Origin of the sequence: Providencia sp. PROV261, assembly GCF_028477945.1 — a bacterium.
Taxonomy (GTDB): Bacteria; Pseudomonadota; Gammaproteobacteria; order Enterobacterales; family Enterobacteriaceae; genus Providencia; species Providencia stuartii.
The window spans coordinates 251,336-276,451 of the sequence record NZ_JAMPMC010000005.1 but is presented as its reverse complement, the minus strand read 5'-3'; the positions used below and the strand labels follow the sequence as shown (position 1 = coordinate 276,451).

The window sequence follows — 25,116 nt, the reverse complement described above, 5'->3', positions numbered from 1 at the left end:
GCTGCAAGGATACAGTGATTTGTTACCTAACTGCACCTCGAATTATTTGAAATATAAATAAAAAGTTCGGGTTGATATTGCGACGGTTATTATCGATGAACCATGGCGATAAGCAGCAGATAAAGGAAAAGCTTATGCTGAACAATGTAATGAATAATGCACTTAGTGGTGTGAATGCCGCACAGGGTGGGTTAAGTGTGATTTCAAATAACTTAGCTAACGCAGGTGTGGGTTACTATCATCGCCAAAGTGCTGTTTTCGGGGAGAATCCCGGCACAATGACACCTAACGGTTATTTTGGTAACGGCACCTATTTTAGCCATGTTCGCCGTGAGTTTGATGAGTTTATTAACCAGCAATATGGTCAATCACGCGCTCGTAGTGGTGAGTATGAAGCTTATGCGAAAAACAGCAGCCAAGTCGATGACTTACTCACTAATGATATTGAAGATATTTCGAGCAATATTGGGAGTTTTTTTACAGCGCTTGATGCCGCAAGCAGTGATGCGAGTGATAAAACATTAATCGATGTTTTTTTAGGTAAATCAAATGCACTGGTAGGGCAGTTCAAGGAAGCAGATAGACGATTACAAGAAATGGAGCGTGATGTTAATCGCCAAATTGAAACTAAGGTGAAAGACATCAATACCTACGCAGAGAAAATCGCTGGTTTGAACCAACAGATAGCGCGGGTGCGCTCTGTGAGCGGCTCAGAGCCTAATGATTTGCTGGACGTACGTGATCGCCTAGTCAGTGAGATCAACTCATTGATTGGCGTAAAAGTGATTGAGCAAAATGGAAACTACAACGTCACTTTTGCAAATGGTTTACCGTTGGTGACTGGAGAAAATGCGAACCGCCTTGAGGCCGTTCCTTCCTCACAGGATGACAGCCGCTTTAGTATTGGTTTTGTTGGTGCTAATGGTCAAGTGCGCGAAATTGCAGACGATGCGTTTCGTGGTGGTGAGCTCAGCGGTGTATTACGCTCTCGCAAAGAGGTCATTGATCCTGCATACCAAAAACTCAATAAATTGGCCTTGGTCTTCGCAAGTAAATTCAACGAAGTACATAAGAAAGGCTTTGATGCCAATGGTAATCCGGGTAAGGACTTTTTCGAAATCGGCAAAGGTAATGTAGTCAGTAATACCTTTAACCGCGGTAAAGCAGAATTTGATTTTAACTATAGCGACGTCTCTCAAGTCACTGGCAATAATTATGAGATGCGTTTTGATGGTAAAGAGTGGAATGTCACTCGACTACCTGAAGGCTTTGCCGTTACCGTTGATCGCTCAACCCCAGATACATTGAAGTTTGATGGTATCGAGCTGAAAATTACCCAAAACAATGCCCAAAGTGGTGATTCGTTTTTAGTCAAACCAGTTAATGGCGTCATCAATGGCATGCAATCTTTGATAAGCGATGCGGCAAATTTTGCGGCGGCGGGTGAGAAAGGGAGCGGACCTGGTGATAATGATAACCTAAAAGAGCTGGTTAAGCTTCAAGACCAAAAATTAATTGGGGGCACATCAACGTTTTCCGATTATTACGCCACTATCGTCAATGATGTGGGTAACCAAACCAAGCAAGCACAGATTGACTCTGAAACACAAAACAAAATGACAGAAAGTTTCTATCAGCAAGAGCAAGCAGTTTCGGGCGTCAATATGAACGAAGAAAGCATTCAAATGCAAAAAATCCAACAGTTTTTTAATGCGAATGCGCAAGTGTTAAAAACTGTAGATGACCTCTTTAATGCCCTAATGAGAGCGTTCTAAATTCTAGTCATTTAAAAGGATTCTATTATGCGTTTAAGTACGAATATGATTTATCACCAGCGCTTGCAAGATATGAATAATGCTCAAGCGCGTTGGATGGATGCGGGTAGCCAACTGGCATCCGGTAAGCGTGTCAGCAAGCCGTCGGATGACCCCCAAGCTTCATCGCAGGCGGTGCGTGTTAATCAATCTGAAAACCGCAACCAGCAATATGTGGCAAGTCGAGGTTTTGCCAAAACAGGCATGCTGCTACAGATGAGCGTGTTGACCCAGATGACAGAGGTTACCACTCAGATTGATACAACAATTATTCAAGCTTCAAACCAAGGTAGCTTGAGTGATAGTGACAGAATGTCTCTTGCGGAGCAATTAAGCGGTTTGAAAGATCAGCTGGTAGCGTTAGGCAATACGACAGATGGTAATGGTCGCTATATTTTTGCAGGTTATAAATCTGACAAACCACCATTTGAGGTGAATGCTGCGGGCGATGTGATTTACAAAGGCGGCGATAAAGCGATTATGCAGAATGTATCCAGCGATCGCGAAATGACCACTTACTTTACTGGCGCACAAGTGTTTGCAACGGATAGCAATAATGTCGTGAATGTTTTCAAAGCGTTAAATGAAGGCATTGCTGTGCTGAAAACGCCTCAAGACCAAGCAACACAAAGCGAAAAAGAGGCAGCTCAAAAAGCATTAGATAGCGCCAATACAGCGGTTAAATCAGCGCTAGATAAAATCTCAAATATTGAGTCGAAGCAGGGGTTGCAACTACAAGAAATTGATCAGTTAAACTTTCTAGCAGATACAAGAAGTATTCAAAATAGTCAGCGCATAAGTGAGTTGTTGGATACAAATTGGACTGGAGTCACAACAGACTATTATAAAGAAATGGCTATGTTCCAAGCATCGCAAGATATTTTTAAAGATTTAAATAGCATGTCATTATTTGGTGGTCGTTAAGACGTGTGCCAGTCTCAACTCATTTGAGGCTGGCGCAATTACCGTATCGTTATTTTTCCCTACAATTATTTTCTTTTCTCTTATCCTATATTGCATTTCTCTTAAGATGATTTACTCTTTATTTTACCCTTTGTTTTTGCTCTTTAAAAAATTAGCCAATAAAACAATAAGTTACTAAGCGTCATAAAAAAGAAGGTATTTTTCTAAAAAATAGGCTAACGAATTGTTATTTAGGGATTTTGTTTGGTAAGCTAATTGTTCACTGCCGTATAGGCAGCTTAGAAACACAACAGATACAGAATCGACTACTGATGATGGTTCACTGCCGTATAGGCAGCTTAGAAAAGCGGTATGCAATGGCGTTCATGTCGACGGAAGTTCACTGCCGTATAGGCAGCTTAGAAAAAAGTAACGTAGTGATACGTGATGATGGTTGCGTTCACTGCCGTATAGGCAGCTTAGAAAAGCATTCGAACACGACCTACCACGCTTAACAAGTTCACTGCCGTATAGGCAGCTTAGAAAACACGAGATGCAAGGCTCATCCTTGTCTCTTTGTTCACTGCCGTATAGGCAGCTTAGAAAATAACCAAGAAGTCATCAGAATCAATTGACATGTTCACTGCCGTATAGGCAGCTTAGAAACTAGCGTAAAAACTGAAAATGAACTGCTAGATGTTCACTGCCGTATAGGCAGCTTAGAAAAGCAACGCTTGCTGATTGGACGTGAGCAGTGTGTTCACTGCCGTATAGGCAGCTTAGAAAACCGATAGTCAATAAAACCGTTCCTATTGTTTGTTCACTGCCGTATAGGCAGCTTAGAAAATCACCACCATTCCCGCCACCTTGGTCTTGCCGTTCACTGCCGTATAGGCAGCTTAGAAAAGTAGCAACAACAGCACGGAATCAGGCAATGTGTTCACTGCCGTATAGGCAGCTTAGAAATGAACGTTTCCAAAACAAACGCATTAAGCAAATTGATGAAGAAAGTAAGTCAATTTACTACGAAAACTACGAACCCTGCGACGTTCCTGATTCACGTTGGATTGATATGCTTATCGAAATGCCAAGTAATTTAATCTACAATCAGCGATAAGCAGAAGCAGAGCGATTAGCAAAAGAAGCAGCAAAGAGAGATGCTAAGCTTGAAGCTGCATCACAGATAGAGGACAATAAAAATTAATGCGCCATCTCGAGTAGTTGGCGCATGTGTATATTTATTCTTTAGGGTTTGAGCCAAATCGGTTGTTACCTGGGGTTCCATCAAGGCATGTAAACACAAAAATGACAAGACCACCAAAAGGTATAAATGTGAGCAAATACCACCAACCTGACTTATCTATGTCATGTAAGCGCCTAACAGTTACTGCAAGGCTAGGTATTAAAATAGCTACGCAATAAATCATCAGGAGGACTAGAGCTACGATCCCCAAACCATTTATATCTCCAGTATAGTCGTTTGTAGAGGCTAAAACTACAAGATACAAAGGGATAATGATTATGAAATTGATTAAACTAAATATCCAATATTCTTTACGTCTAGCTCTACCATTAAAGTTGGCATAATTATTTTTTATAACTTCCAAATACCAATTCATTAGTTAATCCTTAACTGAAATTTGAGAGTAAAGAGTCAAGAAGTATAGGGATTGAGTAATTATCTGTAAACAATTAGGTTGAATATTTAAGATATTACTTATTAAAATATTCCACTTTGGCTTCTTGGGTTTCAGGAAGCCAATCACCATCATTGAATATCTCTTCCAGCGTTTCTTCAATATACGTTTTCTTCTCATTCTACCCAAGACCATCAATAGATATATTATCTTGAGTACCCCAGTTAATATCGACCCTAAGATCAGAATACTTAGCGCTTAATCTTTTTGTTACTTCATTTTTCAATGCTTCTAATGTGCTGATTGGTAAATGGTTTTTCTTATTTTCGTTAAAACGGATCTTGATAGTAACCATAAAGTACTTGTCCACTTCCCCTAAAATGAGACAGCTATAATTAGATTTTCTGCCCTAAAAATTGCAGAGGTCATGATGAAAAAAGCTCATTTTACTGAAACTCAAATTATTAATATCTTAAAACTCGCTGGTTCAGGGATGAAAGTGGAAGACATTTGTCGCCACTGGAGTGCTGTCTTGGTACAAGTCCTAACTAGGCAGCGAAATGACGACCATTTTTGAATTCAGTTCCTTTGCCAATCGCAGCAACAACTGCAGTTGCTGTTTTAGGGCCAATACCTTTAACTTTGGCAATCCGCTGACAGGCTTCAGATTGTCGGAAAACAGTATCAATTTCTTTATCAAAAAAGTTTATACGACGACCAAGATCGTTAAAAAGATCATAGAGTTCTGCTATCGTCCTGCGCATTCTGGTACTAAAACCATTTTCTGTGTCCTCCAGAATCAGCGGAATAGCGTGACGAACCCTTGAGACTGCCGTACCGATTGTTATTCCACGGTCAAGCAGTGGTCCTCTGATTTGACAGACTGTCGCAGTGCGGTGATTAACAATACGCTGTCTTGTCCGGTGCAGGGCTTGAATATCCTGCTGTTCCGGACTTTTTGGGGGGACGAACTGCATTGTTGGCTGCATCAGAGCAATTGCGATAGCCTGTGCATCATTACCGTCATTTTTTTGCCCGCGAGCAAAGGGTTTTACATACTGGGGACTGAGCACTTTTACCTTATGTCCCAGTTTTTCGAACTCACGCTGCCAGTAAAATGCGCCCGTGGAGGCTTCCACACCAATCAGGCAAGCCAGAATATTCGCGACGGTCTGTAGTAACGTTTTACGATCAGGGCGTTTTTTATAAACCGGTTTACCCGACTGATTTAATCCACAAAGTTGAAAAACATTTTTAGCCAAATCAATACCGAGATAGATAACATTCATGATAATACTCCTGCTGAGTATATTTTGTTCAGTTAACCTCTGAGGGAGGGGAGGTAGTTCATCCCATTAATTGGAAATCAAAGTACGGTGGTATGGAACCCAATGATGTTAAACGATTAAAAAAAGCTTGAAGTTGAAAACGCGAAACTTAAAAAACTATTTTCGGAAGTCAGCCTTGAAAATCAGGCTTTAAAAGAGGCAGGTTTATCAGTCATTAAAGCTTGTAAATTAACATCATTACCTCGGGCAACATTTTATCGTCGACCGCTAAATTGGCATGAAAGAGATCGTGCAGTGATTGATGCTATTCAATCAGTTTTAGCTAAATCGCCACAATCAGGATTTTGGAAATGCTATTTCGGTTAAGATTTCAAGGCTATCCCTTTAATCATAAACGAGTTTATCGCGTTTATTGCCGTTTGGGGTTAAACCTGAAACGGCGAGTGAAAAAATACTGCCGAAACGAGAAAAAAACCTCTTATTGATTGAAAAAGTCCCGAATGTTCAATCGGCATTGGATTTTGTGCATGACAGTTTATATTGTGGTAAGCGTTTCAGAATATTGAATATTATTGATGAAGGAACACGTGAATGTTTGGCGATTGAAGTGGATACATCGTTGCCAGCTGAACGGGTTATTAGAGTGCTTGAACGCTTAAAAGTCGATAGAGGAGTGCCGAAACAAATACGCGTGGATAATGAACCTGAGCTTATTTCAACCAACCTATTGAATTATTGTACAAATAATCAGATTGAGCTATGTCATATTCAACCCGGTAAGCCACAACAAAATGGCCTTATCGAACGTTTTAATGGCTCATTCCGCCGTGAATTTCTAAATGCATATTTATTTGGGTCATTAAGCCAACTACGTGAAATGGTGTGGTTTTGGCAATAAGATTATAACCAAAATTGAACGCACGAAAGCTTAAATCACCTCCCTCCAGAGGTATATCGTAAACAGTTAGAAAACTCTAAATTGGTGTGTCTTAATTAATGGGGAGTGGACAGTAATCATGGATATGACAAAATTCGCTATCGCTGCTTAAATAACAACGGCAGTGACAGGAGGTATTGTAACAGGTGCATTGATTTCATATGCTTTATATAAACTGGATGATGAATTTGGTATCAGTGAATCAATTATTAAAGCTTTGAAATCTAAAAGGCCAAATAAACCTGTACCATTAGGGCATCCACAACAAATGTTCACTACTTGGGGGTTACGCAGTCGTGGTTTCTAATCCGGACATAAAGTTGTTAATATCTTCTATTGTATTGTTTTTATTGGCATTATACGGAATTTATGTATCAGCATCTCATTATCTTGATTACTTTTTAATGAAAGATAGAATATTATTTTCGTTTTTAACGGGACTATTCGGCTTTGGAGCACCAATAGTCTTATATTTTTCATATTTTGGATTTATTTTGGCGTTTAAAAAAAAGCCAACAAAAAAAATTATAAAAGCGGCTAACTATTTAGCTGGTATAGTTATAATTGGCGTTTTTGTTAGTTTATTCTTTTCTTTTGAAATCAAATTTAATTTAACATCAAAAGGTTATACTGAGTGTTATAAAAGCTCTATATTTGCACCAACAGAGTATGTGATATCAAAAGATATGTGTAAGTAATATATATATCTTTTGATGTATTCGCTATTAAATGGCGTCGTGATATCGACTCATATTTCATTTGAATTCGTTGATATGGCATATAGAGTCATTATCTTTTATTGAATCCGGAAATATGTCTGAGATATCAACCAATGATACTCCTGTAAGTTTTACCCCATAATGCTTTCAAGCTAGCCATTCTGACTTGTTCGATAAAATATGAAGTTAGCCTCTAAAACTTCAGTTCACCCTATAAAACATCCAAATATACGTTGAAAGTTTAGAACGGTTTTGCGGGATTCTGAGTACGCTTTTAACATCATGCAAACTAACAGGTAAAACGATGCGAAATCGCTAAAAGGCACAAACTTGTTTTGTGGCAAGAAACGATTTGACCAACCGAGTCAAACGAGGGCGGTAGGCTTTTGTTTTTCTCCTGATGAGCGTTCAGCCGAAGAAAATAGCCAGAGGGCGGAGCCGTATGTTATTTATTTTCTTCCAGAAAATGAATGGCATTGATGCTGAAAGTATTATAGTTGTAGGTTCGTAATACTATGATTCTATCCGTTATACATGAATCGGATAAAATAATAGATAGAACGAACGTCAGCTCACCTTTTCCTCAAGCGGTTTTAGCATCGAAACATCACCTAACAACCGTTGATTTTTACCCGTAAAAAAGATGATTGGACTGACATTTGCATTATCAATACTTCGGCTTAACTGAATCCCCATCGCCTGATAGTCATCATCGTTCGTACAATGATATAACGCTAAAACAAGCAATAAGTTATTTTTGATAAAACGCTTTGCGATCAGCTTCCCAAAATCACCATGTACTCTTTACAAACAATGAATAGCTATAGACAACACTTAAGTTAAACTGTATTTAAATAGTCATATGATTTAACCAAGTCAATGGAAGGCTAATTCAACATGGATGACTTTTCTCCCGCTGATTTAAAAACTATCCTTCATTCCAAGCGCGCTAATATGTACTATTTAGAGCATTGCCGCGTTATGCAAAAAGATGGTCGAGTTCTCTACTTCACCGAAGCGAAAAATGAAAACCTCTATTTCAATATTCCCATTGCGAATACAACAGTTTTGCTATTAGGCACTGGCACCTCTATTACTCAAGCTGCGATGAGAATGCTTTCACAGGCTGGGGTACTGGTTGGTTTTTGTGGTGGCGGTGGCACACCTTTATATATGTCAACGGAAGTAGAATGGTTAACACCACAAAGTGAATATCGGCCAACCGAATATTTGCAAGGTTGGATGCGTTTTTGGTTCGATGATAAAAAGCGTTTAGCTGCCGCTAAAACGTTACAACGATCTCGCATCAGCTATTTACAGAAGACTTGGCAAAGCTCCCGAGAATTGCAGAATGAAGGGTTTATTTATAATGATACGTTGATCCAAAATGCCTTAGAAACCTTTCATACACGAACTGAGGCGGCGGATGACCCTCAGACGCTATTACTCACAGAAGCCCAATTAACGAAGGCACTTTATAAATATGCAGCAAATAACACGGGGCAAAAAAATTTCACACGTCAACATCAAGCCATGGATAAAGCGAATGCCTTTTTAAACCACGGTAATTATTTGGCATATGGTTTGGCAGCGAGTTGCTTATGGGTACTCGGGATCCCTCACGGTTTTGCGGTTATGCATGGCAAAACCCGACGCGGCGCGCTGGTATTTGATGTCGCAGATTTAATTAAAGATGCCATCGTTCTCCCTTGGTCCTTTATTTGCGCTAAAGAGGGAGCCTCAGAGCAAGAGTTCCGCCAGCAAATCTTACAATCTTTCATCGATAATCACGCCTTAGACTTTCTTTTTGATACCGTTAAAACGATTGCGTTACAAACCGGCTCAGAGCAACAAATTCAGGAGCCTAAATTATGATGGTCACTTTTGTTTCGCAATGTGAAAAACATGCACTAAAAAGAACACGACGTGTATTGGATGCATTTGCTAACCGTATTGGTGATAACACATGGCAAACCCTCATCACTGAAGACGGCTTACAAACAGTCAAAAAAATGCTGAGGCAAAGCGCCAGTCGCAATACTGCTGTAAGCTGTCATTGGATACGCTCTCGATCACGCTCTCAACTCTTATGGGTCGTCGGGAATCGCAATAAATTTAATTCACAGGGGCATGTTCCGGTGAACCGTACTGAAAAATCATTTTTAGGCAGCGAGTTTGAAAATGATTGGAAATATCTCTCTTTAATTGCCGCTGTTGCTAGGTTAGCAGCCTTATTCCATGACTGGGGGAAAGCATCCCGCTTATTTCAAGATAAACTGAATCCAGCCGTTAAAATGCCTTTTAAAGGTGACCCTGTTCGGCATGAGTGGGTGTCCTCAATATTGTTTAGTTCATTGGTTAAAATCCATTCAGCGGAAGGGAGTGAGGAAAAATGGCTTGATGCGCTCATTCACCAAGAATGGGATGAATCACAGCTACAGCAATGCGTAAACGATAATTGTTTAGCATCAAATCCACTCGCTGAATTACCCGATGCGGCAGCGTTGTTGACTTGGCTAATTTTAACTCACCATAAGTTACCTTTCTTAGATGAGCAAGAGCTTTGTAATTGGCAGGACAAAGCCATTAATTTGCATACTCAATTATTGGCTAAGATAAAACAAAGTTGGGGCTATAGAAACGGGAATGACGATGCTCAATTTCAACAACGCATCAAGATGTGTTTTGAATTCCCTAATGGCTTATTGAGTAACTCCAAAGCGTGGGTCCAAGCCGTTCAACAAGCGGCAACTGATTTAAAAAATCAACTCCCTTTGTTCCAACAAGCAATGGCAGATGGGAGTTGGCGAGTTATCGCTCACTATGCTCGCCTTTGCTTAATGCTAGGAGATCATAATTACTCATCTCAAGGGAATGACCCACAATGGCACAGTGATATTGCACTTTATGCCAACACACACAAAATCCGCAATATTAACAATATTCCGCAAGTTACATTTAAACAGAAACTTGATGAACATCTCGTCAAGGTCGCTGAAACTGCTCGAGATATTGCAGAAACATTACCTTATTTTGAAAGTGAACCGCCGTTTGCTAGTGATGTTCCAAAGCTTGCATATGATAAAAACAGCACAGGGAAATTTAGTTGGCAAGAAGATGCGGTTAATTCAATTTATCAATACCGCAAAGAGCGTAATGATGACATTAAAGGTTATTTTATTGTCAATATGGCGAGTACTGGCTGCGGTAAAACGCGGGCTAATGCCAAAATCATGCAAGCATTATCTGAAGATAAACAGAGTCTACGTTATATTTTAGCGTTAGGGTTACGCACATTAACGTTACAAACAGGGGATGAGTATAAAGATCAAAACAAGATTGGGCTAGGCGAAAGGGATCTTGCGGTTTTAATTGGCTCTAAAGCGGTGGCTCAATTGCATCAGAATGCAAAAGAGAATGAAAATGCATCAGAAGCCTCGAATGACACCTCTTCACATCAGACTAATAGCGAATCAAATGATTTGAAGCCTCACCAAACTGGCTCTGAATCACAAGAAATGTTATTTGATGAAAATGAAGAAATGCTCAGATGGGATGAGAATAAATGGTTAGGTATTCTGCCAGAAGAAGTATTATCCACCGTACTGACAAGGGAGAAAGATAGGGCTTTACTCTATGCTCCTGTATTAGCTTGTACTATCGACCATATTATAGGGGCTACTGAAACCATTCGTGGCGGCCGTTATATTCTGCCTTGTTTACGTTTAATGTCTTCAGATCTTGTGATTGATGAGGTCGATGACTTTATTGAGGCTGACTCGGCAGCCATCGCGCGTCTGATCCATATGGTTGGGTTACTTGGGCGTAAAGTGATGATCTCTTCCGCTACAATAACCCCAGATACTGCTTTAGCTTACTTTCACGCTTATCAATCTGGGTGGCATGCTCATGCAAAAAGCCGTCAACAGTCTTTAGAGATTGGTTGTATGTGGATTGATGAGGGGGAATATGACCCCGTAAAAGAGAAATGTAAATCTTCAACGCTAGCTGCTACGCTTGTGGCTAATGATGAAAATACCCCTTACTTTTATCAGCAGTACCATGGCAAGTTTATTGATAAAAGAGCCAAAGTGTTAGGGCAGCAACCTGCACGCCGTAAGGCATTAATAGTTCCTACACCAAAGGATAATACGCAAGAGAGTCAGCAATGTTATTTTAATCACATCCTCAATGCTGTATTAACCCAACATCATTACCATGCTTTTCTTGATAAACGCACGGGTATCCAAGTTTCATTTGGCGTAATCCGTGTTGCCAATATTTTACCTTGTATTGATCTAACGCGTTTCTTACTTGAGTGTGAGTGCCCTGATGAGGTTGAGATCCGCACTATGGCTTACCATAGCCAGCAAGTTCTATTGCTACGGCATGAACAGGAACAACATTTAGATAGTGTTTTAAAACGTAAGGAAAAATCAGGAGAAGAACCTGATGCGCTAAATGATGTGATCATTCGCCAACATCTCGCACAAGTCAGTGCAGAGGGGAAAGCTAAGCATCTGATATTTATTCTAGTTGCTACACCAGTAGAAGAAGTAGGGCGCGATCATGATTTTGATTGGGCGGTGGTAGAGCCTTCATCCTGGCGTTCTATTATTCAAATCGCTGGGCGTGTTCGTCGTCATCGAGAAGGGGAAGTGGCACAACCTAATATGGCGTTATTGCAATACAACTTAAAAGGGTTTGAAGAAGGCAATGATAATCCATTTTCTCGACCCGGCTATGAAAATAGATATATTAATTTAGGGTTATCGACTCATGATCTTTACGAACTGGTTGATGAACAACAATTGAACAAATCAGTTGATGCGATCCCTCGAATACAAAAGCAAGCAAATTATGAAAGTAAAAAACACACTAATTTGGCCTGTTTAGAGCATGCAGCTATAAAGTATACATTTAAAATTGAGCATATTTTCCCGCCTAAACGGGCAGAAAATTCAGCAACATCATCAAGAAGAACCACTCGACGTTCAAATCATCAAACAATACCCAGTAATGCAGCATCTCATATTTGGGGTTATACCCATGGTAATTGGTGGATGACAGCAATATCTCAACAGATAGCATCTTTTCGTAGTGGCGCCCCTTCTTTTCGATTGGTGTTGGAAATCTTACCAAGAGGGGAAATGCAATTTAGTGAATATCATCGCGAAAATGGTTGGGTTAATGTGGGGGCTCAGAATGGAATTCATTTCATAGAGTTCCCTGAGTCAATGAAAAAGAGGCTTTGGTTAGTTCGGGATTATGCGAAATCTCTCGAATCCCAGACAGAGGAAGCAGAGCAAATCACTTCACTTTCACGGTTTTATGGCGAGATAACGTTTTTAAAATGTTTAAATGTACATGATGGATATCGTTATGATGACCAGATGGGGGTATACCCAATAAAAAGGTAGTTTGCATCACTTAGCAAAAAAGGAGTATTTCTACTTATTTTTGAACGTGATGTTTATCAGATGGGGAAATAGGATATAGCTTGAGATAAGTGGGGAGCTATCTGTGTATAAGCTAGATTAATAGATAAGTTAAGTCACAAGGGCCAAAATATGTTAGATCCAGCAATAGAAGCCTTTTTTGCTGAGCGCAAAGAAGGCTGGCTTAAAAAGAATCTAAAAGCTTCTATGAGTGAAGCAGAAGTGCATCAAATAGAGCAACAGTGTGAAGATACTTTTGCTTTATCGCAATGGTTACCGAATGCGGCAAAACGAGCAGGGCAAATATCGCTTTCGACTCACCCGTGTACCTTTAGCCATCCTAGCGCACGTAAAAATAAAAATGGCTATGTTAGTGCAATTATCGCTAATGCAAAGCAAGCGAATGATGGCTTTTTACGCTCAAGCAATGTTGCTGTAGAGCCTGATGCATTAGGTAATGCAGCGGCATTAGATGTCTATAAATTTCTTACATTACAGATGCAAGATGGGGCAACGTTATTAGCGCATATTGAAGCGGAAACGCAACTTGCAAAAACGTTATTAACTCTGAATAACGAGTCTTATCAAGAGATAAGAAATGGTTTTTTGGCAATGAGCGCAACGGATGATTCGGTGGTGACGAGTTCAAAAATCAAACAAGTCTATTTTCCGGTGTGGCTTGATGACGAAGACTATCACTTATTGTCTATTTTAACCCCTTCAGGATTGTTGTTTGAAATGCGCCGCCGCATTGATGATATTCGTTTTTCTGAACAGACTAAGACATTACGTGATCTAAAACGTAAAGGGGAATATAGCGAGGTAGGTTTTAAAGAGATTTATGGGCTCACAACCATTGGTTTTGGTGGCACTAAACCACAAAATATTTCAGTTTTAAATAATCAAAATGCAGGGAAAGCCCATTTATTGCTTTCTTTGCCCCCAGTGTTGAATATTCGAGAAACACGTTTACCAAAAACGAATTTTTTTACTGACGCGATAAATCCATGGCACACCAAGGAAACATTTCAAGCTTTCCATGGATTAATTAACTTACCGAAAGATAAACGAGGTAACCGCTTTATTGAATACCGAGATAACCGAATTCAAGAATATGTGGATTATATTATCGTCATGATGTGGAAAGTTCGCCGTGCTTTGGAACAGGAAAATATCACATTACCAAATAAGATTTCCAACTATCAAAAAACATGGTTATTTCCAGATAATCAAGAACAACGAGATAATACGGATGACTGGCTCGAAATATTAATTCCAGAAATTGCTCGTCAATTTATTGCAGGCTACAAGGTAGTTAATGGCAAAAAAGCATTATTTTTAGGTAACGATGAGTTTAATGCCATTGTTGATGTTGTTGCGAGATATAAGGAATTATTGAGATGAACAATTCAATGAATCTAATAAAGCTCTCACATCTGAAAGTTCATAATGCTAATGCACTATCAAGTCCATTCACTATCGGTTTTCCTGCCATGACAGCATGGCTAGGGTTTATGCATGCGCTAGAGCTTAAATTAAGAAAGATAGGCTTTTTAGAATTACAACTCGAGTCAATCGCGGTTATCAGCCACGAATGTAATTTACAAACGTATAAAGGTCCTAGTGATTTTGTAAGTTCAATCGTCGGTACGGGTAACCCACTCGATAAAGAGGGTAACCGTTCAGCGTTTATTGAAGAAGCCCGGTGTCATTTAGACGTTTCATTACTGATTGAATTTTCAGATAGAAATGATGAGTACGGTAATGTGTTAACGGATAAATCAATCGTTGACTGGATTTATGAGCTAATCCCAATGATGAAACTGGCTGGTGGCGATATTTTGTCTGTGGATCTGCCTCAGATGCATTATTTGCCTGCCAATGATGATATGGGGAAATATAGACGTAGCTTATTCAATAGTTTAATGCCCGGCTACGCTTTGATTGAGCGTAGAGACTTAATGGTATCTGCAATGGAAGATGGTCAAGATGCCATGGATGCGCTTTTAGACTATGTGACTGTCCATAATCAATGCGTTGAAGTAGACAGTCAAAATGAATCAAAAAACAAACACTATGAGTGGAAAGTTCAGCGTAAAACAGCGGGCTGGATTGTACCAATAGCGACAGGTTACCAAGGTATTTCCCCATTAGGTCAGGCTAAAAATCAACGAGACCCAAACGTTCCCCATCGGTTTGCGGAAAGTCTTGTGACGCTTGGTCAATTTGTCATGGTCAATAAGATAGGCCATCCCAATGAAATATTATGGAAATACAGTAATAACTTAGAAAATAGTCTCTATTTATGCCAACAAGTTGAATCAAAATATTTTACGAGCGGAGAGTAACAATGGCGAAGAATAATGATGTAGCATCAGTACTGGCATTTGAAAAAAAATTAGTTCCTTCAGATGGTTATTTTTATGGTACGAGTTGGGATCATAAATCACAATGTACACCGCTCGTGCTACAAGAAAAGTCAGTCCGAGGTACCATTTCAAATCGTTTAAAAGGTCCGGTTAAAAACGACCCATTAAAATTGAACGCTGAAGTAGAAAAAGCCAACTTACAAACAGTTGATGCTTGTGCATTAGGCACTCAACAAGATACGTTAAAGCATCAATTTACACTCAAAATTTTGGGGGGTGTAGAGACGCCATCTGCTTGTAATAATGCCTCTTTTAAAGAAAGTTATACTAAAGCGGCAAAAGAATATATTGCTAGGGAAGGTTTCCGTGAGCTTGGTCGCCGTTATGCGCATAATATTGCTAATGCACGCTTCTTATGGCGCAACCGCGTGGGCGCTGAAAAAATTGAAGTTGAAGTGAAAGTATTAAATAAAGGGCAAGAGCAGCAATGGACATTTGATGCGACACAATACAGCATTCGTAGTTTTGAAAAGCAAGATGATAAAGTGAATGAGTTAGGTGCTAAAATTGCTGCTGCACTGGCAAACAGTGAAGGGGCACTGCTTCTTGAAATTACCACCTATGCCCAACTCGGGCAGTCTCAGGAAGTTTATCCTAGTGAAGAGTTGGTATTGGATAAAGGTAAAGGTGATAAAAGTAAGATCCTTTATCATGTGAACGGTCATGCGGCGATGCATTCACAAAAAATAGGCAATGCTCTACGCGCTATCGATACTTGGTATCCTGATTATAACGATGAAGTTAATAGTGCGGGGGCAATTGCTATTGAACCTTATGGGGCCGTGACTAACCTTGGTCGTGCATATCGAACTCCTAGCGATAAACAGGACTTTTATACGCATTTTGATAAATGGGCTCGTGGTGAAAAATTGGCACGACTCGAAGATGAACACTATGTTATGGCGGTCTTGGTGCGTGGTGGTGTCTTTGGGGAAAGTGACAAATAAGGTGAACTATGGACTATTATCAGGAGATCACATTACTGCCTGATTCGACGATACCGTTGGACTTTTTATGGCAAAAGGTCTATCAGCAAATACATATTGCGTTGGTAGAAAATAAGTCTGAGGCCGGTGATAGCGAAGTTGCGGTTGCATTTCCTGAATATGGAAGTGTTGGCTTCCGGTTAGGAAAAAAATTGCGTTTGCTCGCAAAGACTGAAAAAACGCTGACTCAGTTAAATATCAGTCACTGGCTAATGAGGCTAGCGGATTATGTGCATATTAAGTCGATTCAAGCGGTGCCAGAGCATGCCACGCCAATTAGTTATGTGCGTCAACATGTAAAAGGTGCAAAGCGTCTTGAACTGGATAGGTATAAGAAAGCTCAACTGTATTCAGTAAAATCAGGGCAGCCTATTGAGGTCTGTTTAAGCGCAATAAAAGAGCCTCAAACGCGTAGTCGTTTACCTTTTATTTGGATGGAAAGTCAGCAAACAAAGTCTAAAACAGAAGGCGATGGGCATCGTCCATTTCCACTCTTTATTCGGTGTGTTGCTGCGAAGGAAGCAAAGGCAGGCACGTTTAATTGTTATGGGTTAAGTCAGTCTATGGGGAAAGGCGAAGAGGTTGCCACCGTTCCACATTTTTGACCTTTTTTACCCTTGTTTTTTTGCTCTTTAAAAATTAAACATAAAAACAATAAGTTGCAGCAGGCTGTAAAAAAGAAGGTATTTTGATAAAAATAGCTTTAACTGTTTGTTGTGACTTATTTTTTATTTGATACGCTATAGTTCACTGCCGCATAGGCAGCTTAGAAAGTAACTAATTTTTAAGCTGCCACAAATGGCAAGTTCACTGCCGCATAGGCAGCTTAGAAACGCATGACCAGGTTCGATGGTTACTTGTCTGACGTTCACTGCCGCATAGGCAGCTTAGAAAAATGCTTCATCACTGAAGCGAGAGTTTCAGCAGTTCACTGCCGCATAGGCAGCTTAGAAAATCACTGAATCAACAAAAAGCTTAAAAGATATGTTCACTGCCGCATAGGCAGCTTAGAAAAATCAGAAAGCAGACTCCCATCTAATCGCAGCGTTCACTGCCGCATAGGCAGCTTAGAAATATTAATCAACTCACCACAGCCCACCTTGATGGTTCACTGCCGCATAGGCAGCTTAGAAATACCCCTATCCCTAAAAAGACACCAGTGCTATGTTCACTGCCGCATAGGCAGCTTAGAAAGATTGCAACTAGAAGCCTTGCACAGCGTTGTAGTTCACTGCCGCATAGGCAGCTTAGAAAAAGAAATGGAAAATGAGCGAAGGGCGAATTAGGTTCACTGCCGTATAGGCAGCTTAGAAAAGTATCATTGAAACCAATAAGTTGATTGCAAAGTTCACTGCCGCATAGGCAGCTTAGAAAAATGAAACATCTACTTGATTTTATAATATTTTTCAAGGTGGCCATTTTGGCTTGTTCTATAAAATACAAAGGTAGCTTCTAATTCTTTATTTTCGTCCAAAGTCACCGATAATAAAGGCGAGGATTTATTAATCGACTTTGTAAATACAACTGGTTTATATGAGGTACTTTGCTCACGAAAAGAACCATATTAGTTAGCCCCAATCACTTAGACTTCATCTTTATGACCAATTTGATAACGATTATCAATTGAGTTCTGAGATAAGCATCCTACTGAAATAAAACAAATATTTCCTCAGTGCGAGTTTGAAGTTGAGTTAAGGCTTCAAGTATATCATCATGATTGAGTATGCGTTTAGGCTTCTTTTCCGTCCGTTAGATGGCCCATTATCCGGAGGAACACCTTGAGAACGCGTATTACCATTTATCCTGAACCAATTTTATCAATTCTAATGTGCGGCCTAAGCGTTTATTATCAACAATAGCCCCTTGGTCAACCTCGGACAGCCGCTCATAAATAGGATAGGGCAAAATTCCACCTTTTAAGCAGAGCTCTTTTTTCGAATTAACTCGAAACACCTCAATATTGCCATTAGCGTTTTTCGGCTCTATCTCTGAATCACGCCGTAGTATCGAAAGATTACAACGTGTACCTGATAAGAGCATCAATCAATGGACTAGGGATATTTTATGTACCGTCAAAAGAAGCCCAACCTAATCAGGCTTAGCTAAGTTAATGGGCTAAAAATCCATCATCGATAACTGACCTCGGAGACAAGGAGACGCTGTCGCTTCACTTTTTTTGATTACAAGTCAGTAGGCTACCTATATTGTTGTATAGGTGGTTTGAAAATTAAATATATCCTAAATATAGATTAACAAATTATGATAATTCTCTGATGAGTTTTTTTTAAATAAAGATTTTACTTTTTTGTTTTTAATACTAAATTAGAGAATAGACTGAGATAGCCATAAATATACATTTTGATGCTTAGGTTGAATTATTGGGGAATAACATAGTTACTGACGTAGGTCAGCTTAGAAATCGGTAATTTTACTGTTATTTATATATGTTCACTGCTATATGAGCAGCTTTTAGAATAACCATTATTAGATTTTTATTGTCTTAATAGTATTTAAGACTAGTTAAAATTCAATTATGATTTTTATCTCTGTGTGTTATTTTTTGTGAATAATACCTCGGTAATTTTACTGTTACTATTTTCCCTTGTCTGGTGCAGTGTATAAAACGAGGGATAATTATGATGATTGAAATTTTTATAATATTTTATTTAAAAGAGATGTTATTGCGGATAATGTTATCATTCTTTTGAAAATGTATTTTTTGATAACTCAATAAAAGAACATAAGTAGGATGTTTCTATCCTACTTAATTATTTATGACCATGAATATTTCAATAATTCGCATCTTCTGAATCACCCTCCAAGTAACCCAAACATCAAGGATAGCTGCTCAAAAGCTTGATGAATCAGTCGTTCACTGTAACGAGGAAGAATCGAAATAATTAACCCAAGCATACTGATACCGATAGTTAGAGTCAGTGGAAAACCGACCACAAACACCGATAACTGCGGAGTCATTCGGTTAAGAATACCGAGAGCAAGGTTAAGTATCAGAAACAGCGTGATAAATGGTAATGCCAACATCAATCCATTAATAAAAATGCTACTCGCAAATTGAGCCAATGACCAAAAGCCATCTCGACTAAGAGGGGAAACTTGAATTGGGATCAATTCAAATGAGTGAATAAGAATATAAATTAACCATAAATGCCCATCAAATGAGAGAAAAAGCAGCAACATAATTAAATTTAGAATACGCCCCAAAATAGGCATATTTGGCCCACCGGTTGGGTCGAAGAACGTTGCAAAAGATAACCCCATCTGTAAACCAATCACTTCACCGGCATGGCGCACAGCCGCAAATGCCATCTGCATGGTCAGTCCAATAGCCACGCCAATCACGATCTGTTGTACGATGACCCATAACCCCATCGCTGAAAATAAGGGAATGTTAACGACAGGAAGTTGCGGAGAAACTATTAAGATTATAAAAAACGCTAAGATAACTCGTACCTTAGTAATGGATTGCTTTTCATTAAAAAAGGGCGCTGTACCAAACAGCGCTAAAAGGCGTATAAAAGGATAGAAACCTTGGCTTAACCAGAGTGTGAGTGTCTCACTGGTAATCGTTAACATGATTAGCCAATAATAAAGGGCAGATTACTGAATAGCGTACGCATATAATCCAGTAATAGGTTGAGCATCCAAGGCCCTGCAATAATAATTACCGCGATGACCGACAAAATTTTAGGGATAAATGACAGCGTCATCTCATTCACTTGGGTTGCAGCCTGCAACAAACTGATCGTCAACCCTGCAACGAGTGCCGCCAATAATAGTGGGGCCGCTAACATTAAGGCAATTTTCATTGCTTCAGTGCCCAGTGCCATAACCGATTCGGGTGTCATTGTGATCCCTTAATTAAAAAAGCTTTGTGATAAAGAGCCAAGTAATAATTGCCATCCATCAACCAGAACAAAAAGCATTAATTTGAACGGTAAAGAGACAGTGGCGGGTGGCACCATCATCATCCCAAGCGCCATCAAGACACTGGCAACTACTAAGTCAATGATCAGAAATGGAATGAAAATAGTGAAACCAATTTGGAATGCGGTTTTTAGTTCGCTAGTGATAAATGCAGGTACTAAAATCCGCATTGGAACATCTTTTGCCTCTTGGATCTCACCGACTTTGGCAATGCGTGCAAAAAGAGCCAAATCACTTTCTCGAGTTTGCCCTAACATAAAAGTACGAAAGGGGGCTGTGCCGCGTTCTAAAGCGGTTTCTAAACTGATTTTATCTTCACTAAATGGCTGATAAGCTTCACGATAGGCTTGGTCGGCAACAGGCGACATCACAAAAAATGTGAGAAATAACGCAAGGCCTAATAATACTTGGTTTGGTGGTGCAGAAGGGGTTCCAAGCGCATTACGCAGCAAACCTAGCACAATGATAATGCGCGTAAAACTTGTCATCATCAATAACAGTGCAGGGATAAAACCCAGCAATGTTAGAAAAAGTAAGGTTTGGACAGGTAACGACCAACTTTGCCCACCATCGGGTAATGTTCGACTGATTACAGGCGGTAATGATGCTAGAGCTTGCATAGGCAGCATCAATAATAAAGAAGCGATCATTGCTGGGGATTTCACAGAAAACATGAGCGCTTCCAGTTAGTTATAATTAGAGAGATTTGAAGCCGCATGGTTGGCGGCATCTTGTTTTTTCTTTAGGATAGACTGAAATGTGAGTGGCTCAGTCACTGAAGTGAGTGCAGTTTCATTTTTAGCTGGGCATTGATGGAGTAAATTAACAGATTGTGCCGTGACACCAAGCACCAGCCATTCGTTATTCATTTCAACCACAACAACACGCTCTTTATTGCCTAGTGAGCAACTCGATTTGACTTTTATTAATGAGGGTTTACCTAAATTTCTAGGCGCAAAACCAAGTTTTTTCACTAGCCAAGCACCGGCCAATATCAACAAAATGATGCCACCTAACGCCCCTGAAACTTGCACTAAACTATCGCTATTGCTAATCGCAGGGGATATTTGGCTGCTAGGTTGTTCGGTCTGGCTGATAAAAGGTGTTGTTTTCATTTCAGTCTAGTCTCCGCTGTCTTATTAACGACTTAAACGGCGCATACGCTCTGAAGGTGTAATGATGTCCGTGATACGGATACCGTAATTATCAGAAACGACTACAACTTCACCTTGTGCAATTAAGTAACCATTAATGAGAATATCCAATGGCTCACCGGCTAATCCATCGAGAGAAACGACAGAGCCTTGTGACAAACTTAATAGCTTTTTAATCGTCATTTTTGTGCGCCCCAGTTCGACAGAGAGGCGAACGGGGATATCCATAATAAGATTGATATCAGAAAGCTGATTGAGTGCATTTTGCCCATCAAGATTTGCAAACGCCTGTGCACCGGCAGAGGCGGATTCCGCTTTCTTTTGTTGCTCCAGTGCCTCAGCCCATAAGTCCTCACTGTCGTGATTGGTTGATGCATCAGGAGAATTCTTCGCCTCACTCATTGGTACTTTCCTCATCTAGAGTGTTTAAAACAGGGTTAATCAAATGTTCTACACGCAATGCATATTGGCCATTTTGGGTTCCGTATTGACTGGTCAACACAGGCACGCCATCAACACTAACGATGAGGCGATCTGGCTTCTCAATAGGGATAACATCCCCTTTTTGCAATTGCAGTAAGCGAGATATCCGCAGTGGAATATCGACAAAATTTGCGACTAGCTCTAACTCTGAGCGCTTGACTTGGGTGACTAAATTACTCACCCAAGCTTCATTTTCTTGATGCCCTTGCTCCACAGGTGGGTTAATCAACCGTTCACGTAACGGTTCAATCATGGCAATAGGGATACAGATACTGAATTCACCAATGGTATTTCCTATCTCGACTAAGAAAGGTGTCGTGACCACGATGTCATTAGGCGATGTCGTAATATTGGTAAACTTCACCTGCATTTCGGAACGAACATATTCCACATCAATATCAGCGATAGGCCTCCAAGCATCACGGTAAGCGCTTAAAGCCAATTTCAGCATACGATGAATAATGCGCTGCTCGGTATTGGTAAATTCCTTGCCTTCTGAGCGAACAGGAAAACGTCCATCGCCACCAAATAAGTTATCGACCGCGATATACACCAGCGCAGGTTCGAATGTGAATAATGCCGTGCCGCGTAACGGTGGCATATGAATAAGGTTCAAGTTTGTAGGAACAGGTAAGTTACGAGCAAATTCATGATAAGGCTCGATTTTTATGCCACCAACAGTAATGTCAGGGCTACGGCGTAACATATTAAACAACCCCATACGGAATTGGCGTGCAAACCGCTCGTTAATAATTTCGAGTGATTGCATCCGCTCCCGAATAACACGACGTTGGGTATTCGGGTCGTAAGGGCGAACCTGCTCTTTGTCTTTAGGTTGTGTCGCTGATTCATTTGACGATGGTGCGTCATCATTGAGCAACGCATCGATTTCAGCCTGAGATAAAATATTATCGCTCATCTGAATTACCGCAAAATAAATGTCGTAAATAACACGTCGGTGATCTCCTGATCGTTTTCGCCGGGGATCACAGTTGGAGACAAAGTTTTTTTAATGGCTTGCATTAATTGCAATTTACCGTCATGAGTACTGAGTGCTTTCGGCTTCTGCTCTGATAGCAATAACAACAAACGGCTACGGACTTCAGGTAGAAAATCATGTAGTTGCTTGCGTGATTTCTCATTTGCTAATCGTAACGTGATATTGATATACAGAACCCGATCGGGGGATTCGTTCAGCCCCGGAAGGTTGACGGTAAAAGGTTCTAAATCCATAAAAATAGGTTGGGATAGCTTAGGTGATTTCTCTTCCTCATTAACTGAATTTGCCGTCTGTTGCGTTGTCCACCATGTATAACCACCAAAACCCGCACCGGCAATGGCGAGAAGGGCGAACAGCACGAGCAACCCTTTGTTTGAATTCTTAGATGTATTGCTTGAAGACGACATGTTAGCAAAATTCCTATTTATGAAGACCAAACCCACCTCGGGGTTTTTTACTTTGTTATCTTTAGCATTATGGCTTGATTGAGCCAGACTAAAGGGGGGAAAAACGAAACAAAAAGGGGGTAACTCGGCGCTTTAATTACGAAATCACCACCTCTCGTTTGAAAATTAAGCGAATGTATCGATCCCACCTCGTGTGCGAATGGTGGAAGTCGTCGGTGACACTGCCGCCATCTCAGTACTTGTCACGCTGCTAAGCGTTTGTCCGCCATACAGATTTTTTTCGTGACCTTGCTCTGAGTGCGTATCCGCATTCGATTGACCACTAAAGTTATCTTGCCCAACCGAGCCTTGAGCCAAATGGATGCCACTTTCTTGTAACGCATTACGTAAGATTGGCATCATGGTTTCCATCGCGGCACGTACTTGACTGTGAGGCGACACAAAATGCATAACGGCTTGGTTATCTTCAATGCGTAGGTGAACATTTAACGAGCCAAGCTCTTCCGGATGTAAGCGAATTTGTGCATGTGAGACCCCTTGGCGTGAGAAAAACAGCATATGTTGGTTCAATTGCTGTTGCCAGGCTTCACTGCCTAATGGTACTCCCGGCTGCATGGGGATAACGGGCACATTCGTCGAAATTATTTGAGAACTGTTAGGCAGCGGCGTTAAGCTGACCGTTTGAGTGGGTGATGAAGGTGCCATTTGAATGGCATCACTGCCCGTTGTCGGGGTAAATGCCCCTTTAATTAGGGCGCCGTTATCTGCCGTCGCAAAGGTAGGTACGATGGAGCTTGGTGCCTCTTTATCCGCCAGTTTTTTATTTAATGGCATAAAGTCTGAGGATAAGTTTTTGGTTAAGCTCTCGCGGCCTTCATTGAGTGAGAAAAGTGGTTGATCTTTACGCGGCTCTCGCTCATTTTTAATGAAAGCCCCTAATGATGGCGATTCTTCTTCGCCGGCTAATTGCATTTGAGCACTTAGGTCAATTGGCTCATCCATTGTTGCCATCGCCACCAACGAGTCATTTAAAGGTTGAGTTTTTTGGGCAAATGGCACTAAAGCCGCTCGCTGACCATCAGCAAATTTTGTTGTTGCTGACGACAGGGTTTGCTGATCAACGGCATTTTTCAGGTTAGCTAACCACACTTGCTCAACAGCGTCTGATTGCGCCAATAATTGCGATTGTAAAGCAGGTTGCTCGCTACCGTTGCGTAAGTGGCGGCTATAATTTAGTTGCTCAATTGCCTGCTCTGCTTGTTCCTTTTCTTTTCCCGTGGATGGCTCATGGCCTTTGGTTGTTAAACGCTCATCAGCACTTGTAGGCTTTTGATTAGCCTGCTTGTCCATCGTTGGTTCAGACGTAGACGCTTTTTGTGGCGTGGGTTGCTGGCTTTCCAACACGGCTTGAAAAGGCACCACCACCTCTTGGTTATCATCAGCACGTGATTGATTTGGCTGCGTATGGCCGTTTTTAGCGCCATTTGCTGCCGTAATGGCTGGAGAGCCTGTATTATTGACGTCCATTTATTGATTTCTCCGTAACATTGCGCGCTGAGCATATTCATCCATCTGCTTTTGCTCTAGGCGGTTTAAACGTTGGTTTTTAGTTTGCTCAGCACGTTGAATTAAAGTGTCGAATGCATTGACGCGTTGCTGTTTTTCTTGCCAATGGCGGTTAGCTTCGCTAACACGTTGCTCCCATAATGAAAGCTGTTGCTGCTGTTGCTCAATGGTGAGTTCTAATGTGACTAAAAACTGCTGGTAGTTTTGCCATTTATCAGCATCTATCCCACTGTGTAGTGTTTGGTTTAATTTTTGCCGATATTCAGCCTGATAGTTCTCTAACATATTGAGTTGTTGAGTCATTTGTACCTGCGTTTGTCGAACTTGGGCCAACACCTTTGCGGCTTCTTCAGAGGCCTCAACGGCTAAACTCAATAATGTATCTAACGCATTGTTTTTACTCATTTAA

21 protein-coding genes, 3 pseudogenes and 2 CRISPR repeat arrays are annotated in these 25,116 nt (G+C 40.5%); of the genes and pseudogenes, 11 read left to right on the top strand and 13 right to left on the bottom strand.

Annotation, left to right across the window (positions count from 1 at the left end; translation table 11 throughout):
* The first annotated feature begins 134 nt into the window (after positions 1 to 134).
* On the top strand, positions 135 to 1,775 hold the full coding sequence (flgK, locus tag PR675_RS04060; RefSeq protein WP_014658062.1) for a flagellar hook-associated protein FlgK: 1,641 nt from the start codon (positions 135 to 137) through the stop codon (positions 1,773 to 1,775).
* A gap of 27 nt (positions 1,776 to 1,802) precedes the next feature.
* Positions 1,803 to 2,738 (top strand): flagellar hook-associated protein FlgL, encoded by a 936-nt coding sequence (flgL, locus tag PR675_RS04055; RefSeq protein ID WP_272582684.1) that lies wholly within the window; start codon positions 1,803 to 1,805, stop codon positions 2,736 to 2,738.
* Positions 2,739 to 2,995: 257 nt separating this feature from the next.
* Positions 2,996 to 3,683: a CRISPR direct-repeat array (repeat unit 28 nt; unit sequence GTTCACTGCCGTATAGGCAGCTTAGAAA).
* 272 nt (positions 3,684 to 3,955) lie between these two features.
* On the opposite strand, the gene PR675_RS04050 is transcribed toward flgL, so the two are convergent.
* Both PR675_RS04050 and PR675_RS04045 read right to left on the bottom strand, forming a co-directional pair.
* On the bottom strand, positions 3,956 to 4,336 hold the full coding sequence (locus PR675_RS04050) for a DUF805 domain-containing protein (protein ID WP_004918626.1): 381 nt from the start codon (positions 4,334 to 4,336) through the stop codon (positions 3,956 to 3,958).
* Positions 4,337 to 4,535: 199 nt separating this feature from the next.
* Positions 4,536 to 4,709 (bottom strand): DinI-like family protein, encoded by a 174-nt coding sequence (locus PR675_RS04045; RefSeq protein WP_088499376.1) that lies wholly within the window; start codon positions 4,707 to 4,709, stop codon positions 4,536 to 4,538.
* Between the two features lie 75 nt (positions 4,710 to 4,784).
* On the opposite strand from PR675_RS04045, the gene PR675_RS04040 reads away from it, so the two are divergent.
* The gene (locus PR675_RS04040; protein ID WP_272582683.1) at positions 4,785 to 4,931 is read left to right on the top strand and encodes a hypothetical protein; all 147 of its coding nucleotides are present in this window, start codon (positions 4,785 to 4,787) and stop codon (positions 4,929 to 4,931) included.
* On the opposite strand, the pseudogene PR675_RS04035 reads toward PR675_RS04040, so the two are convergent.
* Positions 4,906 to 5,643 (bottom strand): annotated as a pseudogene (locus tag PR675_RS04035) (IS110 family transposase); the annotation flags it as partial. The gene PR675_RS04040 and the pseudogene PR675_RS04035 overlap by 26 nt on opposite strands.
* A 68-nt stretch (positions 5,644 to 5,711) precedes the next feature.
* On the opposite strand from PR675_RS04035, the pseudogene PR675_RS04030 reads away from it, so the two are divergent.
* From PR675_RS04030 to cas6f, 8 genes and pseudogenes are all read left to right on the top strand, one after another.
* Positions 5,712 to 6,640, top strand: a pseudogene (locus PR675_RS04030) (IS3 family transposase); the annotation flags it as partial.
* Between the two features lie 236 nt (positions 6,641 to 6,876).
* Positions 6,877 to 7,278 carry a DUF1240 domain-containing protein gene (locus tag PR675_RS04025; protein WP_227698413.1) on the top strand — a complete coding sequence of 134 codons (402 nt, stop codon included), beginning with the start codon at positions 6,877 to 6,879 and terminating at the stop codon, positions 7,276 to 7,278.
* Between the two features lie 918 nt (positions 7,279 to 8,196).
* Entirely contained in the window at positions 8,197 to 9,174 is a 978-nt protein-coding gene (cas1f, locus tag PR675_RS04020; RefSeq protein WP_004918636.1) for a type I-F CRISPR-associated endonuclease Cas1f, read from the top strand.
* Complete coding sequence (gene cas3f / locus PR675_RS04015; protein ID WP_060561351.1) at positions 9,171 to 12,719, top strand: type I-F CRISPR-associated helicase Cas3f; 3,549 nt, start codon at positions 9,171 to 9,173, stop codon at positions 12,717 to 12,719. Before cas1f ends, cas3f begins: the two co-directional genes overlap by 4 nt.
* A 150-nt stretch (positions 12,720 to 12,869) precedes the next feature.
* Positions 12,870 to 14,141 (top strand): type I-F CRISPR-associated protein Csy1, encoded by a 1,272-nt coding sequence (locus tag PR675_RS04010; protein ID WP_004918641.1) that lies wholly within the window; start codon positions 12,870 to 12,872, stop codon positions 14,139 to 14,141.
* Positions 14,138 to 15,085, top strand: coding sequence for a type I-F CRISPR-associated protein Csy2 (csy2, locus tag PR675_RS04005; protein WP_060561350.1), 948 nt, complete (start codon positions 14,138 to 14,140; stop codon positions 15,083 to 15,085). Before PR675_RS04010 ends, csy2 begins: the two co-directional genes overlap by 4 nt.
* A gap of 2 nt (positions 15,086 to 15,087) precedes the next feature.
* Positions 15,088 to 16,113, top strand: coding sequence for a type I-F CRISPR-associated protein Csy3 (gene csy3, locus PR675_RS04000; RefSeq protein WP_272582682.1), 1,026 nt, complete (start codon positions 15,088 to 15,090; stop codon positions 16,111 to 16,113).
* 8 nt (positions 16,114 to 16,121) lie between these two features.
* Entirely contained in the window at positions 16,122 to 16,757 is a 636-nt protein-coding gene (cas6f, locus tag PR675_RS03995) for a type I-F CRISPR-associated endoribonuclease Cas6/Csy4 (RefSeq protein WP_004918644.1), read from the top strand.
* Between the two features lie 140 nt (positions 16,758 to 16,897).
* Positions 16,898 to 17,526: direct repeats of the CRISPR family, unit length 28 nt; unit sequence GTTCACTGCCGCATAGGCAGCTTAGAAA.
* Between the two features lie 10 nt (positions 17,527 to 17,536).
* Here cas6f and PR675_RS03990 read toward each other — a convergent pair.
* The 10 genes and pseudogenes from PR675_RS03990 to fliJ all read right to left on the bottom strand — a co-directional run.
* Positions 17,537 to 17,689, bottom strand: a pseudogene (locus PR675_RS03990) (type VI secretion system tube protein Hcp); the annotation flags it as partial.
* Positions 17,690 to 18,963: 1,274 nt separating this feature from the next.
* The gene (fliR, locus tag PR675_RS03980) at positions 18,964 to 19,746 is read right to left on the bottom strand and encodes a flagellar biosynthetic protein FliR (RefSeq protein WP_004918654.1); all 783 of its coding nucleotides are present in this window, start codon (positions 19,744 to 19,746) and stop codon (positions 18,964 to 18,966) included.
* 2 nt (positions 19,747 to 19,748) lie between these two features.
* A complete protein-coding gene (gene fliQ, locus PR675_RS03975; protein ID WP_004918656.1) occupies positions 19,749 to 20,018 on the bottom strand; it encodes a flagellar biosynthesis protein FliQ in 270 nt (89 codons plus the stop codon).
* Positions 20,019 to 20,027: 9 nt separating this feature from the next.
* A complete protein-coding gene (gene fliP / locus PR675_RS03970; protein ID WP_014658072.1) occupies positions 20,028 to 20,771 on the bottom strand; it encodes a flagellar type III secretion system pore protein FliP in 744 nt (247 codons plus the stop codon).
* 12 nt (positions 20,772 to 20,783) lie between these two features.
* A complete protein-coding gene (gene fliO / locus PR675_RS03965; RefSeq protein WP_004918662.1) occupies positions 20,784 to 21,212 on the bottom strand; it encodes a flagellar biosynthetic protein FliO in 429 nt (142 codons plus the stop codon).
* Between the two features lie 24 nt (positions 21,213 to 21,236).
* Positions 21,237 to 21,653, bottom strand: a complete 417-nt coding sequence (gene fliN, locus PR675_RS03960) for a flagellar motor switch protein FliN (protein WP_004918665.1) — start codon at positions 21,651 to 21,653, stop codon at positions 21,237 to 21,239.
* The gene (gene fliM, locus PR675_RS03955) at positions 21,646 to 22,653 is read right to left on the bottom strand and encodes a flagellar motor switch protein FliM (RefSeq protein WP_004918669.1); all 1,008 of its coding nucleotides are present in this window, start codon (positions 22,651 to 22,653) and stop codon (positions 21,646 to 21,648) included. The genes fliN and fliM overlap by 8 nt, the downstream gene beginning before the upstream one ends.
* A 5-nt stretch (positions 22,654 to 22,658) precedes the next feature.
* Complete coding sequence (fliL, locus tag PR675_RS03950; RefSeq protein WP_004918672.1) at positions 22,659 to 23,141, bottom strand: flagellar basal body-associated protein FliL; 483 nt, start codon at positions 23,139 to 23,141, stop codon at positions 22,659 to 22,661.
* A 165-nt stretch (positions 23,142 to 23,306) separates the two neighbouring features.
* A complete protein-coding gene (locus PR675_RS03945; RefSeq protein WP_060561348.1) occupies positions 23,307 to 24,668 on the bottom strand; it encodes a flagellar hook-length control protein FliK in 1,362 nt (453 codons plus the stop codon).
* Entirely contained in the window at positions 24,669 to 25,112 is a 444-nt protein-coding gene (gene fliJ / locus PR675_RS03940; RefSeq protein WP_004918676.1) for a flagellar export protein FliJ, read from the bottom strand.
* Positions 25,113 to 25,116: the final 4 nt, after the last annotated feature.

Coding starts and splice junctions, on each gene's coding strand:
- flgK (WP_014658062.1), top strand. CDS start 135: ATGCTGAACAATGTAATGAATAATGCACTTAGTGGTGTGAATGCCGCA.
- flgL (WP_272582684.1), top strand. CDS start 1,803: ATGCGTTTAAGTACGAATATGATTTATCACCAGCGCTTGCAAGATATG.
- PR675_RS04050 (WP_004918626.1), bottom strand. CDS start 4,336: ATGAATTGGTATTTGGAAGTTATAAAAAATAATTATGCCAACTTTAAT.
- PR675_RS04045 (WP_088499376.1), bottom strand. CDS start 4,709: ATGGTTACTATCAAGATCCGTTTTAACGAAAATAAGAAAAACCATTTA.
- PR675_RS04040 (WP_272582683.1), top strand. CDS start 4,785: ATGAAAAAAGCTCATTTTACTGAAACTCAAATTATTAATATCTTAAAA.
- cas1f (WP_004918636.1), top strand. CDS start 8,197: ATGGATGACTTTTCTCCCGCTGATTTAAAAACTATCCTTCATTCCAAG.
- cas3f (WP_060561351.1), top strand. CDS start 9,171: ATGATGGTCACTTTTGTTTCGCAATGTGAAAAACATGCACTAAAAAGA.
- PR675_RS04010 (WP_004918641.1), top strand. CDS start 12,870: ATGTTAGATCCAGCAATAGAAGCCTTTTTTGCTGAGCGCAAAGAAGGC.
- csy2 (WP_060561350.1), top strand. CDS start 14,138: ATGAACAATTCAATGAATCTAATAAAGCTCTCACATCTGAAAGTTCAT.
- csy3 (WP_272582682.1), top strand. CDS start 15,088: ATGGCGAAGAATAATGATGTAGCATCAGTACTGGCATTTGAAAAAAAA.
- cas6f (WP_004918644.1), top strand. CDS start 16,122: ATGGACTATTATCAGGAGATCACATTACTGCCTGATTCGACGATACCG.
- fliR (WP_004918654.1), bottom strand. CDS start 19,746: ATGTTAACGATTACCAGTGAGACACTCACACTCTGGTTAAGCCAAGGT.
- fliQ (WP_004918656.1), bottom strand. CDS start 20,018: ATGACACCCGAATCGGTTATGGCACTGGGCACTGAAGCAATGAAAATT.
- fliP (WP_014658072.1), bottom strand. CDS start 20,771: ATGTTTTCTGTGAAATCCCCAGCAATGATCGCTTCTTTATTATTGATG.
- fliO (WP_004918662.1), bottom strand. CDS start 21,212: ATGAAAACAACACCTTTTATCAGCCAGACCGAACAACCTAGCAGCCAA.
- fliN (WP_004918665.1), bottom strand. CDS start 21,653: ATGAGTGAGGCGAAGAATTCTCCTGATGCATCAACCAATCACGACAGT.
- fliM (WP_004918669.1), bottom strand. CDS start 22,653: ATGAGCGATAATATTTTATCTCAGGCTGAAATCGATGCGTTGCTCAAT.
- fliL (WP_004918672.1), bottom strand. CDS start 23,141: ATGTCGTCTTCAAGCAATACATCTAAGAATTCAAACAAAGGGTTGCTC.
- PR675_RS03945 (WP_060561348.1), bottom strand. CDS start 24,668: ATGGACGTCAATAATACAGGCTCTCCAGCCATTACGGCAGCAAATGGC.
- fliJ (WP_004918676.1), bottom strand. CDS start 25,112: ATGAGTAAAAACAATGCGTTAGATACATTATTGAGTTTAGCCGTTGAG.